Annotated in this window: 8 protein-coding genes; 3 read left to right on the top strand and 5 right to left on the bottom strand. The window is 64.5% G+C overall.

All coding sequences use genetic code 11. The features are described 5' to 3' along the window. Window positions 1–98 precede the first annotated feature (98 nt). Both ACIPXZ_RS16645 and ACIPXZ_RS16640 read left to right on the top strand, forming a co-directional pair. Complete coding sequence (locus ACIPXZ_RS16645) at window positions 99–1,343, top strand: glycosyltransferase family 4 protein (RefSeq protein WP_400596370.1); 1,245 nt, start codon at window positions 99–101, stop codon at window positions 1,341–1,343. Then, complete coding sequence (locus ACIPXZ_RS16640) at window positions 1,340–2,698, top strand: UDP-glucose dehydrogenase family protein (protein WP_400596368.1); 1,359 nt, start codon at window positions 1,340–1,342, stop codon at window positions 2,696–2,698. Before ACIPXZ_RS16645 ends, ACIPXZ_RS16640 begins: the two co-directional genes overlap by 4 nt. Before the next feature lie 222 nt (window positions 2,699–2,920). On the opposite strand, the gene ACIPXZ_RS16635 is transcribed toward ACIPXZ_RS16640, so the two are convergent. The 5 genes from ACIPXZ_RS16635 to speB all read right to left on the bottom strand — a co-directional run bounded on the left by ACIPXZ_RS16635 (window position 2,921) and on the right by speB (window position 9,643). Further along, window positions 2,921–3,124 carry a cold-shock protein gene (locus ACIPXZ_RS16635; protein WP_400596366.1) on the bottom strand — a complete coding sequence of 68 codons (204 nt, stop codon included), beginning with the start codon at window positions 3,122–3,124 and terminating at the stop codon, window positions 2,921–2,923. A 462-nt stretch (window positions 3,125–3,586) separates the two neighbouring features. After that, window positions 3,587–4,330 carry a copper homeostasis protein CutC gene (locus tag ACIPXZ_RS16630; protein ID WP_400596363.1) on the bottom strand — a complete coding sequence of 248 codons (744 nt, stop codon included), beginning with the start codon at window positions 4,328–4,330 and terminating at the stop codon, window positions 3,587–3,589. A 113-nt stretch (window positions 4,331–4,443) separates the two neighbouring features. After that, on the bottom strand, window positions 4,444–6,369 hold the full coding sequence (locus ACIPXZ_RS16625; protein ID WP_400596423.1) for an ABC transporter ATP-binding protein: 1,926 nt from the start codon (window positions 6,367–6,369) through the stop codon (window positions 4,444–4,446). A 155-nt stretch (window positions 6,370–6,524) separates the two neighbouring features. Beyond that, entirely contained in the window at window positions 6,525–8,258 is a 1,734-nt protein-coding gene (locus tag ACIPXZ_RS16620; protein WP_400596361.1) for an ABC transporter ATP-binding protein, read from the bottom strand. Window positions 8,259–8,590: 332 nt separating this feature from the next. Continuing rightward, a complete protein-coding gene (speB, locus tag ACIPXZ_RS16615; RefSeq protein WP_400596359.1) occupies window positions 8,591–9,643 on the bottom strand; it encodes an agmatinase in 1,053 nt (350 codons plus the stop codon). 273 nt (window positions 9,644–9,916) lie between these two features. Between speB and ACIPXZ_RS16610 the strand changes: the two genes are divergently transcribed. Beyond that, on the top strand, window positions 9,917–11,881 hold the full coding sequence (locus tag ACIPXZ_RS16610) for an amino acid transporter (RefSeq protein WP_400596357.1): 1,965 nt from the start codon (window positions 9,917–9,919) through the stop codon (window positions 11,879–11,881). Window positions 11,882–12,129: the final 248 nt, after the last annotated feature.

Here is a 12,129-nt window from a genome sequence, read left to right as displayed (position 1 = left end):
CGACGTTCGCCGACCGGGCCCGGTCGTTAACCCAAGCTTTTCCCGACGGACAGCTTGCGGTAGCACCGGGGTCAGGCGGGGCCCGCACCGTGGAAGATGTGAGGATCGCAATCGTTGCAGAGTCTTTCCTGCCACTGATGAATGGTGTGACGCACTCGATCTTGAGGGTCCTCGATCATCTCCGCGAACGCGGGGACGAGGTCCTGGTGATCGCCCCTTCGCCGGGCATCGGTGCGGATGCCGTCACCGTCCCTGGAGCCACCGTCCACCACCTGCCGGCAGTCCCCCTGGCCGGCTACACCAATGTCCGGGTCGCGCTGGGAGGTGTGAACCGGGTCAAGCGCCTCCTTGCCGGCTTCGCTCCTGACGTCGTGCATCTGGCATCCCCGTTCATTCTGGGCTGGCGTGCGGTGCAGGCCGCCCATGAGCTGGGGATCCCCACCGTTGCCGTCTACCAGACCGAGGTCCCGAGCTACGCCGCACGCTACGGCGTCCCGTTCCTGGAGAACTGGGCATGGCAGCGCGTCGAGGACATCCACCTGCGGTCATCCCGGACGCTGGCACCCTCCCGTTTCGCCCGCGATCAGCTCCAAGGCCGTGGCATCCCCCGGGTCCACATGTGGCGTCGAGGGGTGGACACCGAGCGTTTCCACCCCTCGCGGCGTGACGAGTCCTGGCGACGATCCGTTGCCAATAGCGGGGAGAGGATCGTCGGCTATGTCGGCAGGCTGGCGGCGGAGAAGCAGGTCGAGGACCTGAAGGCGTTGTCGTCGATTCCTGGGATCCGGCTGGTCGTGGTGGGAGAAGGCCCCCTGCGGGAAACCCTTGAAAAGACCCTCCCGGATGCCGTCTTCACCGGATTCCTCGGCGGGCTGGACCTGGCGCGAACCGTGGCCTCCTTCGATCTGTTCGTGCACCCCGGAGAGTTCGAGACCTTCTGCCAGACCATTCAGGAGGCGATGGCCTCCGGTGTGCCGGTGGTCGCCACCGGGCGCGGCGGCCCTCTCGACCTCGTGGACAACTCCCGGACCGGCTGGCTCTACCGCCCCGGGGACCTTGATGGTTTCCGTGATCGCGTCGCCGATCTGGTGGGCGACGATCTCAAACGGCAGGCTTTCGCCGACGCCGCTCTGGAGAGTGTGCAAGGACGCACCTGGCATGCCATCGGGCAACAACTCGTGACGCACTATGCAGAGGTTCTCGGCCGCACTCCGGATGACGGAATCGCGGATTCCACGGAACAGGACCGGGGCCTAAAGGCACGTCATCATCACAGGGCCGCCCTGTCCGGCCCAGGATTCCATCGTCTCGTCCCGCGGGGCGGAAACGGAGCGCAAGCATGAGGGTTTCGGTCGTCGGATGCGGCTATCTGGGAGCGGTGCACGCGGCCACCCTGGCTTCCATGGGGCATCAGGTCGTGGGGATCGACATGGACCGGACGAAGGTCGACCAGCTTTCTCACGGCCACGCCCCGTTTTACGAGCCGGGCCTCGACGAGCTGCTCCGGCATTCGGTGGATGCAGGGACACTCCGTTTCTCCTGCGATTTCAGCGATGCGGCTCAGGCAGAGGTCCACTTCCTCTGCGTGGGCACCCCACAGTCGAAAACCGGTGAGGGGGCCGAACTGGGTCATGTGCTGGCAGCCACCCAGGAACTGCTCCGTCATGCCGCAGACGACTCATTGATCGTGGGGAAATCGACCGTCCCGGTGGGAACGGTCGCCGTTCTGGCCGAGCTCCTCTCCGTGCGGTCCTCCTTGCGACTGGCCTGGAACCCCGAGTTCCTGCGCCAGGGCACCGCAGTCAAGGACTCGCTCATTCCGGACCGGCTGGTCTACGGTACGGAAGGACAGGCCTCGCCGAGCGTGGTCGCCTCACTCGACGGCGTCTACGCTCCGCTGCTGGAAGCGGGAGTTCCTCGGATCGTCTGCAATTTCGCGACGGCGGAACTCATCAAGTCCGCCTCCAATGCGTATCTGGCCACCAAGCTCTCCTTCATCAACGCCATGGGTGCGCTGTGCGAGGCGGCCGGAGCCGACGTCGTCGCCCTCGCCGATGCGATGGGTCTGGACCCTCGGATCGGCGGGCGATACCTCCACGCCGGGCTCGGGTTCGGAGGCGGCTGCCTGCCCAAGGACATCCGCAGCCTGAGGACGCAGGCGCACGGCCTGGGAGTTACAAGCCTGCACGACTGGATGGGCGCGGTGGACGGAATCAACCGAGAACAGCGCGGCAGAGCCTTCGAGCGTGCCAGCCGGATGCTCGACGGCGCCGTCTCCGGCCGACAGATCACGGTACTGGGCGCCGCATTCAAACCGGACACCGACGATATCCGGGACTCTCCTGCCATGGATCTGGCGGTGCGGCTGAGCGAAGCCGGCGCCCATGTGACGGTGACCGATCCGAAGGCGATCAACAACGCCTGGCTCCGCTTCCCGCAATTGCGTTTCGAGTCGTCAGCCATGTCGGCCCTGGACGGTGCGGAGCTGGTCATCCTTGCCACGGAATGGGACGTCTTCCGGAACCTCGACCCACAGGCCGCGGGGAATGCGGTTCGACGCAAGCTCATGCTGGATACCCGGAACGTCCTGGACCCGGAGCAATGGAGCCTGCACGGCTGGGAAGTCGATGGCCTCGGGGTCCCTGGCCACCGTGGGGATACGGCGCTGAACCGGAGCGAGCCCAGCTCCGCGTCCTGAGGCGGTACGGGATACTGAGACGGCTCCGGATCCCAGGACGGCACGGAGCCGTCAGAAGCCCGTTACTTCAGAGAACCCTTCCTTGTCACAAGACCCGCTGAATCACTGTCTTCAAAGACCGTTAAATCACTGAAGGACCAGCCCCGTTCATGGCCGGTCCTTCAGTGAAGTTCTCTGTCCAACCCTGCCGTTCAATGGCATCGGGTCGGGTTCAGGCGAACCTCAGAGCGCGGTGATGTTGACTGCCTGCGGACCCTTGGGGCCCTGCTCGACGTCGAACGACACACGCTGGTTCTCTTCGAGGGCGCGGTAGCCCTTGCCGTTGATTGCGGAGTAGTGCGCGAAAACGTCCTGAGAGCCGTCCTCAGGAGCGATGAAGCCGAAGCCCTTTTCCGCGTTGAACCACTTGACGCTTCCAGTTGCCATGTCTGTTTCTGTCCTGTCTGAAGGTTTACGGAGCGCCGGGATGCGCCCCGCAGGTGTAGATGCTTCAACCGTGCTTCAGAAAGACCGGCGAGATCGCCGCGGTACTGCCTGAACTGCTGGGTGCCAAATACATCGACTCCAATAGTTTACAGCTAGTGACTGGGTTTGCCATAGGGTTTTGCGAAAATCTTGGGAACGGGGAAACATTGGACCTCTGAGGCGATGCCCTCTTGACTTCCGCGGATTACCGCCATATTTTCGCGCAGTCATCCGGGCGGGCGATTCGATCCGACCATCACTCGAACGACGATCCTCACACGATCCACCCGGCAGAGTGACGCCTTCGCCCGAAAAACTTGAGGCCTCAAGCAAACACGAGTCACGACTCATGACTATGTGACGAGAAGTGAAACTTTTCATCACATATCGTCAAACAGATCTGTGGGCGGGGCTGTCTCCCGGTCACCGCTGCAAAGCGGCACGGGCAGCCCTGACGATCTCCGCGTCGGTCAGCATGTAGGCGGTCGGGTCAGAACCATCGGCCGCCCCGAGCGACACCGTGCCTGACTTCGCCGTCGAAACGACCTTCTTCGCGGAGAGGTGGATGGCGTCCAGGCCTGCGTTCCGGACCTGCGCGACATCGTCCAGAGCCAATCCCCCGCCGGCCATCAATTGAATCCCGCTTCCGACGTGTTCCCTCATGCGGCGCAGCTGGCCGAGACCCGCAGCCACCGTCGAATGCTGTCCCGAGGAGAGCACCCTGGTGAAGCCGAGCTCCATGACGACGTCGAGCGCGGCGAACGGATCCGCGACCTGGTCGATGGCCCGATGGAATGTCAGCTCCACCCCGGCATCGTGGTTTCGTGCGACCTCCGCCAGACGCCGCATCGCAACCCGGTCGACGATCCCGGCCGGGGTCAAGGCACCGATCACCACACCGTCAGCCCCCTGCCCGACGAGGCTCCGGACCTCACGCTCCATCAGCCGCAACTCATCCTCGGAGTACAGGAAGTCACCCGGACGGCACCGGACCAGAGGGTGAATCCCCAGCCGGTGGCCGGCAGCCTCGAGCCCCGACTCCATCAATCCCTGAGACGGGGTCAATCCACCCAGTTCGAGGGCGGTGGTGAGCTCGACTCGGTGCGCTCCTTCTGTGGCGGCGATATCCACGCCCTCTGCCGAGGTGACAGCGATTTCCAGCAACATGCTTTCCCCTGTGGTTTTCGAGATTTCAGACAACGATGGCCCGCCCCCGGTTTCCCGATTGCGGACCATCGTATCCGGCCTCCGTGAGGCCATCCGTCCGTGACGGTCAGTGCTCACTCAGCGCCGACGACTGCGTTTTCTTCTTCGTCCTCGGCACCACCGGCGAACTGTGACATGTACAGCCGGTAGTAGGCGCCCTCGCGACCCAGCAGCTCGGTGTGGCTGCCCTGCTCCACGATCCGTCCTTCTTCCATCACCAGGATGGTGTCAGCATCGCGGATGGTCGAGAGCCGGTGCGCGATCACGAAGCTGGTCCGATCGGTACGCAGCGCCGACATCGCCTTCTGGAGCAGCAGCTCCGTGCGGGTGTCCACGGAGCTCGTGGCCTCGTCGAGGATCAACAACGACGGGTTCGAGACGAACGCCCTGGCGATCGTGATGAGCTGTTTCTCACCGGCGGAGACGTTGTTGCCTTCGTCATCGATCACCGTGTCATAGCCGTCCGGGAGCGCTTTGACGAAACGGTCCACGAAGGTCGCCTTGGCGGCCTCCATGATCTGCTCCTCCGTCGCGTCCAGGTTGCCATAGCGGATGTTGTCGTAGATGCTGCCGCCGAACAGCCAGGCATCCTGGAGCACCATACCGACGCGGGACCGGAGTTCCGCTCGGCTCAGGTGCGTGATGTCCACGCCGTCGAGAGTGATCTGACCGTCGTTGAGCTCGTAGAACCTCATGACCAGGTTGACCAGGGTGGTCTTGCCGGCACCGGTGGGACCCACGATGGCCACGGTGTGGCCGGGCTCCGCGGTGAAGGAGAGGTCCTCGATCAGCGGCTTGTCCTCGGTGTAGCTGAAGCTCACGTTCTTGAACTCCACGTGGCCGTCGGTCTTGGCCGGCAGGTGTTCCGTGGCGGTCTCCTCGTCCTGCTCGTCGGCATCGAGGAACTCGAAGACACGCTCGGCCGAGGCCACGCCGGACTGCAGCATGTTGGCCATGCCTGCGATCTGGCCCAGCGGCTGGCTGAACTCACGGGAGTACTGGATGAATGCCGTCGCATCACCCAGCGACATCTGTCCGGCCGCCACGCGCAGACCGCCGACGACGGCGATGCCCACGTAGCTGAGGTAGGAGACGAAGTTCATCACCGGGAAGATCATGCCCGAGACGAACTGGGCACCGAACGCGGCCTTGTTGAGCGCCTCGTTCTTGGCTTCGAAACGCTCCACCATGTCATCCTCGCGACCGAAGATGCGCATCAGATCGTGCCCTGAGAAGGACTCCTCGATCTGGCCGTTGAGTTCGCCGGTGTTCTTCCACTGGGCGGCGAAGAGCTTCTGGCTCCGGCTGCCGATCACGCCGGCCGCTACTGCGGAAAGCGGGAGCGCGATCAAGGCGATCAGCGCGAGCTGCCAGGAGACCACGAACATCATGACGGCGATGCCCAGAACGGTCAGGACGGACGAGACCAGCTGTGAGAAGGCCTGCTGAAGCCCCTGCTGCACGTTGTCCACGTCATTGGTCACGCGGGAGAGAATGTCGCCGCGCTGCCGGGTATCGAAATAGTTCAACGGCAGGCGGTTCAATTTCGCCTCGGTGTCGTCACGCAGGCGGCGGACCACCTTCATGACGATGCGGTTCAGGACGTATCCCTGCGCCCAGAGGAAGAGGTTCGCCGCGAAGTACATCAGAAGCACGGACGCGATGAGGAAACTCAACTGCTGGAAATCGATCCCCTGGCCCGGAGTCAGGTTCATCTTGGAGACCATGTCCGCGAGGTTGTCCTGGCCCTGGGATTTCAGCCCAGCAACGACCTGGTCCTTGCTGACGTTGGCCGGCATCCCCTTGCCGATCACCCCGGCGAAGATCACATCCATGGCCTTGCCCAGCACCTTCGGTGCAATGACGTTCAAGACCACGGAGACGACCACGAGGGCCACCACGAACCAGACGCCCGCGGCTTCCGGTTTCAGCAGTCCGAAGAGACGCTTGGCGCTCGGCCAGAAGTTCTTGGCCTTCTTGGCCGGAACGTCGCCGAACATGCCGCCGTCGGCCTCAGTGGGCTGGTACTCCTCTTCGACGTGCTCGTCGTCGGGGTGCTCCTCCGTGGCCACCGCCACGGAACTCTCCTCCGACGCCTGGTCCGCAGCGTTCTTCCGGCCGCGCTTGCCGCGCTTCTCGAATGCGCTTTCGCCGCTCATGCTGCCTCCTCGGCACTCAGCTGGGACTCGACGATCTCCTGGTACGTGGGGCTGGTCTCCAGGAGTTCCTGGTGCGTCCCGCGGTCCACGATCCGGCCATCGTCCAGGACCAGGATCTGGTCCGCTTCCGTGATGGTGGAGACGCGCTGGGCCACGATGATGACCGTGGCGTCCCGGGTGTTCTTCTTGAGAGCCGCGCGAAGACGGGCATCAGTGGCCACGTCGAGAGCGGAGAAGGAGTCGTCGAAGACATAGACCTTCGGACGGCTGACGAGCGCCCGCGCGATGCACAGACGCTGCCGCTGGCCACCGGAAACGTTGGTCCCGCCCTGCGCGACCCGGGATTCGAGGCCCTTGGACTTGGCACGAACGAAGTCGTCTCCCTGGGCTACCGAGAGGGCATCCCAGAGTTCCTGTTCCTCAGCACCGGTGCGGCCGAAGCGAAGGTTCTCCGCGATGGTCCCGGAGAAGAGATAGGGCTTCTGAGGCACCATGCTGACGCGCTTGGTGATTTCTCCGCGGGCCAGTTCCGTCACCGGCACGCCGTCAAGCAGGACGTCGCCGCCTGCGACATCGTAGAGCCGCGAAAGCAGGGAGACCAGCGTGGTCTTCCCGGAACCCGTGGAACCGATGATGGCCACGGTCTGTCCCGGCTCGGCAGTGAAGGAGACTTCGCTGAGCACGGGTTCCTCGGCCCCCGGATAGGCGAAGGTGACATCGCGGAACTCCACGCGGCCCACCATTGCCTCGGGCTGGCGCGGGTCCGCCGGCTCCTTCATGGACGGTTCGACGTCGAGGACTTCTCCGATGCGATCGGCACAGACCGAAGCGCGAGGGATCATCATGGCCATGAAGGTGCCCATCATGACGGCCGTGAGGATCTGCAGCAGATAAGAGAGGAACGCCGTCAGAGAACCGACCTGCATGTCCCCCTGGTCGACCCGGTGCCCGCCGAACCACAGCACAGCCGCGGTGGAAAGGTGGAGGATCATGCCGATGGCCGGGAACATGAGGACGAAGAGGGCGCCGATCTTCAGCGACACGTTCGTGAGGTCCTGGTTGGCGACGCCGAAGCGGTCCTTCTCATAAGGCTCACGCACGAAAGCGCGGACCACCCGGATGCCGATGATCTGCTCACGCAGCACGGCGTTGATCCGGTCGATCTTGCTCTGCATGCCACGGAACAGCGGCATCAGACGGACGACGAGATAGCCGACGACTGCGACCAGCACAGGCACCGAGACCCAGACGAGCCAGGAAAGGCTGATGTCTTCTTTCAAGGCCATGATGATGCCGCCGATGCACATGATCGGAGTCGACACCATGAAGTTCAGGCCCATCAGGATGACCATCTGGACCTGCTGGACGTCGTTGGTTCCGCGAGTGATGAGCGACGGGGCCCCGAACTTGTTGACGTCCTGGGCGGAGAAGCTGGTGACCTTGTGGAAAACGGCGCCGCGAAGATCCCGGCCGATGGCCATGGAGGCCTTCGAACCGAAGTAGACACCGAGGATGGCGCAGATGACCTGCACGAAGGCGACGGCGAGCATTACTCCGCCGGTACGCCAGATGTAGTCCGTATCCCCCTTGGAGACGCCTTCGTCGATGATCTGGGCGTTCAGGCTGGGAAGATACAGCGCCGCAATGGTGGATGCGAGTTGGAAGATGACCACGGCCAGTATGTGGCCGAGGTAAGGCTTTGAATAGCGCTTGATGAGCGTCAGGAGCATGGGATCCAGCCTAGTGAACAGGGTCTGACATTTAAGGGGAAAAACCGCGAGATCATCCTCTGGGAGGACGGTTTTCGGGGTCTGCGAGACAACAATCCGCCTTGAGGATATCCCCGTCGGCTCACCCTGGACAGTGCCCTGACACGTCCGCGGGTTCACCGGACCCTCACGTCGTCAAAAATTAGTTGCCGGGCGCAACTTTATCAGTAGTGCTTACCTGAGGAAACCTTTACCCGGGGTAAGTTCATCCGCGCGGGAACGCCGAAGGGCGCCCCGCCGTCGCGGGACGCCCTTCGGGCCTGCTCGTCCTTTTGTTCAGGCGAACGCCGGATTCAGGAATTGAATCCTGCCGGCCGACGGTTCTCCTGCCCCAGAACCTGCGCGGCATAGCCATTGGCGGAGCCGAAGCGATCTCCCGGCATTGCGGAATCCGCCATCAAGGTGACCAGTTCATAGGCGACATGACTGCCGGCAACGCCGGTGATCTCGGCATGGTCGTACGCCGGGGCCACTTCCACCACATCGGCGCCCACCAGATTCATGCCACGGAATCCACGGATGATCTCCAGCAGTTCACGGCTGGTGATGCCACCGGCTTCAGGGGTTCCGGTGCCTGGCGCGTGAGCCGGATCCAGGACATCGATGTCGATCGAGATGTACAGCGGACGGCGGCCGATTCGCTCACGGATCTTCTCCACGGTCTCCAGTACGCCCTGATAGTAGACGTCCGCCGAGGTGACGATGCCGAAACCGAAGCGGTGATCGTCGTCGAGATCCTTCTTGCCGTACAGCGGGCCGCGGGTACCCACGTGGCTGATCGCCTCGGTGTCCAGGATGCCCTCTTCGACCGCGCGGCGGAACGGGGTGCCGTGGGTGTACTCGGCGCCGAAGTAGGTGTCCCAGGTATCCAGGTGGGCGTCGAAGTGCAGCATGGCGATGGGCTCGCCGGCGCGTTCGGCGGCGGCGCGCAGCAGCGGGAGTGCGATGGTGTGGTCACCACCGAGGGTCACCAGCTTGCTGCCGTTGGCCGTGAGATCCAGAGCGTTCTGCTGGATGGTCTCGATGGCCTCATTGATGTTGAACGGGTTGACCGCCATGTCGCCCGCGTCGGCCACCTGAACATTCTCGAACGGGCTGACGTCCCAGGCAGGGTTGTAGGGGCGGAGCAGGCGGCTTGCCTCACGCACGTGATTCGCGCCGAAACGTGCACCCGGGCGATAGGAGACACCGGTATCGAAGGGAACGCCGACGACGGTCACGTCGGCCTTCTCCACCTGGTCCAGACGGGGCAGCCTCGCAAACGTGGCCGCACCGGCGTAACGCGGGATCCGGGAGGAATCGATGGGACCCAGATTGCCATTGGCTTCGATGCGGAGCTCTTCCATGCGCGCGTCCTTACACTCGTCATTGAACGGCCACTGCGGGCCAGTCTGTGATGACCATCATAGGACGTATGTTTTCCATCATGCAACAGACGTTTACTTCGTGGTCGGCGAGTCTCACTCCCCACCACCACCGGAGAGACGGTCCCCGGCCGAGCGCCGTCGTCGCATTTCGACCGGCGTAAAGGATTCATAAAGATCAGTCGCACCGGCGGAGGCGCAGTCCTAGCGTGAAGGTGTCCACAGCGGACGGTTCCACCATGACAAGGAGTCTTCGTGACCACGCTCACCCGCGTACCTGCGGATCCTTCCGAGCCCCGCAAGCGCCGCACCCTGCGGGAATGGCTCATGGCGGAAAACGCCGAGCGTGCTGGAAAACAGACCGGTCCCCACGGTCTGGCCGAACAGCACCACCGGCGGCCGTGGTGGCAAGTGATGTGCCTGACCGGCGTCGATTACTTCTCCACCCTCGGCTACCAACCGGCGATCGCCGCTCTCGCTGCCGGACTGCTCTCCCCCCTGGCCACCATCATCCTCGTGGTGGTGACCCTCTGCGGTGCACTCCCCGTGTACCGCCGCGTGGCAAGGGAAAGCCCTCGAGGCGAGGGCTCCATCGCCATGCTTGAGCGCCTCCTCCCCCGTTGGGGCGGCAAACTCGTGGTGCTCGCGCTCCTCGGGTTTGCCGCCACGGACTTCATGATCACCATGACGCTCTCCGCAGCCGACGCGTCCGCCCACCTGACGCACAACCCGTTCGCTCCCGAATTCCTGCACGGCCAGGAACTCGTCATCACTCTGGCCCTGCTGGCCGGACTCGGCGTGGTGTTCCTGCGTGGTTTCGCCGAGGCGATCAAGGTCGCCGTCGTCCTGGTGGCGATCTTCCTGGCCCTGAACCTGGTGGTCGTCCTGGTGGCGCTGATCCACGTCTTCACCTCACCGGTCCTCGTGACCGACTGGTGGAGCGCCCTGAACCAGCAGCACGGCAATCCGATCATGATGGTCGCCCTCGCCGTCCTGGTGTTCCCGAAACTCGCGCTCGGTCTCTCCGGCTTCGAGACCGGCGTCGCCGTCATGCCTCAGATCCGTGGCGCCCAGGATGACACCGAGGAGAATCCCGCCGGCCGCATCCGTGGCGCCCACAAACTGCTGACCACCAGCGCGCTGATCATGTCGGCGTTCCTGGTCACCAGCTCCCTCTCCACCGTCATCCTGATCCCGGCCCAGGAGTTCCAGTCCGGAGGCCAGGCCAACGGCCGCGCCCTGGCCTATCTGGCGCACCAGTACCTGGGTGACGGCTTCGGCACCGTATACGACGTGGCCACCATCGCGATCCTCTGGTTCGCCGGGGCATCCGCCATGGCCGGCCTGCTCAACCTCGTGCCCCGCTACCTGCCGCGCTACGGCATGGCTCCCACCTGGGCCCGCGCCATCCGCCCGCTCGTGCTGGTGTTCACCTTCATCGCCTTCGTCATCACGGTGATCTTCGACGCCGACGTCGATGCCCAGGGCGGTGCGTACGCCACCGGCGTGCTGGTGCTGATCACCTCCGCGTCCGTCGCCGTGACCCTCGCCGCGCGTACTGCCGGGCAGCGGGGCAAGATGATCGGCTTCGGCATCGTCTCCGCGGTGTTCGTGTACACGACGATCGCCAATATGGTCGAGCGCCCGGACGGCATCAAGATCGCGCTCGTCTTCATCGTCGCGATCCTGGTGGTGAGCTTCGCATCCCGCGTGCGCAGGTCCTTCGAGCTGCGGGCCACCACCATCAAACTGGACGAGACCGCCCTCCAGTTCCTGGCGTCCGAGGAGGAGGGGCCGATCCGGCTCATCGCGCACGAGCCCAAGTCCACCGAAGCCCAGCGCTACATCACCAAGTTCAAGCACGCCCAGTTGGCGAGCCACTTGCCAGGCACGGATGCGATGTTCATCGAGGTGGTGGTGGAGGACAGCTCCGATTTCGAAGAGGAATTGCTGGTCCAAGGAAAGACCCGGCACGGCTACCGGGTGCTGGAAGTGCACAGCGGCAACGTCCCGAACACCCTGGCCGCGGTCCTCCTGCACCTGCGCGACGTCACCGGCCTGATGCCGCACATCTATTTCCGGTGGACCGAGGGCAACCCGATCTCGAACCTCAGCAAGTACCTGTTCTTCGGAGAAGGTGAGATCGCTCCAGTGACACGTGAGGTGCTCCGCGAAGCCGAGCCCGACATCACCCGCCGCCCGTGGGTTCACGTGGGCTGAGCCTTCCCGGTCCACACCGTCAGGTGCCACACCGGCCTCGGTCCCGTCCGCTTTCTCACACCGCTATCTCACACAGCCCGCTCCATCTGCCGAGTCAGCTATTGGGGGGGGGGGGGGGGGGGGGGGGGGGGGGGGGGGGGGCGCCCCCCCCCCCGGGGGGGGGCCCCCCCCCCCCGCGGGGGGCGGGGGGGGGGGCGGGGGCGCCCCCCCCCCCCCCGCGCGGGGCGGGGCCGGCGGCCCCCCCCCCG

It is taken from the genome of Arthrobacter sp. NPDC090010 (assembly GCF_044748305.1).
Taxonomy (GTDB): domain Bacteria; phylum Actinomycetota; class Actinomycetes; order Actinomycetales; family Micrococcaceae; genus Arthrobacter_E.
This window is presented reverse-complemented; position numbering and strand designations above follow the sequence as displayed.

Bases quoted from the DNA above. Each gene is read 5' to 3' on its own strand.
- ACIPXZ_RS16640 (WP_400596368.1), top strand. From the start codon at position 1,340: ATGAGGGTTTCGGTCGTCGGATGCGGCTATCTGGGAGCGGTGCACGCG.
- ACIPXZ_RS16635 (WP_400596366.1), bottom strand. From the start codon at position 3,124: ATGGCAACTGGAAGCGTCAAGTGGTTCAACGCGGAAAAGGGCTTCGGC.
- ACIPXZ_RS16630 (WP_400596363.1), bottom strand. From the start codon at position 4,330: ATGTTGCTGGAAATCGCTGTCACCTCGGCAGAGGGCGTGGATATCGCC.
- ACIPXZ_RS16625 (WP_400596423.1), bottom strand. From the start codon at position 6,369: ATGTTCGGCGACGTTCCGGCCAAGAAGGCCAAGAACTTCTGGCCGAGC.
- ACIPXZ_RS16620 (WP_400596361.1), bottom strand. From the start codon at position 8,258: ATGCTCCTGACGCTCATCAAGCGCTATTCAAAGCCTTACCTCGGCCAC.
- speB (WP_400596359.1), bottom strand. From the start codon at position 9,643: ATGGAAGAGCTCCGCATCGAAGCCAATGGCAATCTGGGTCCCATCGAT.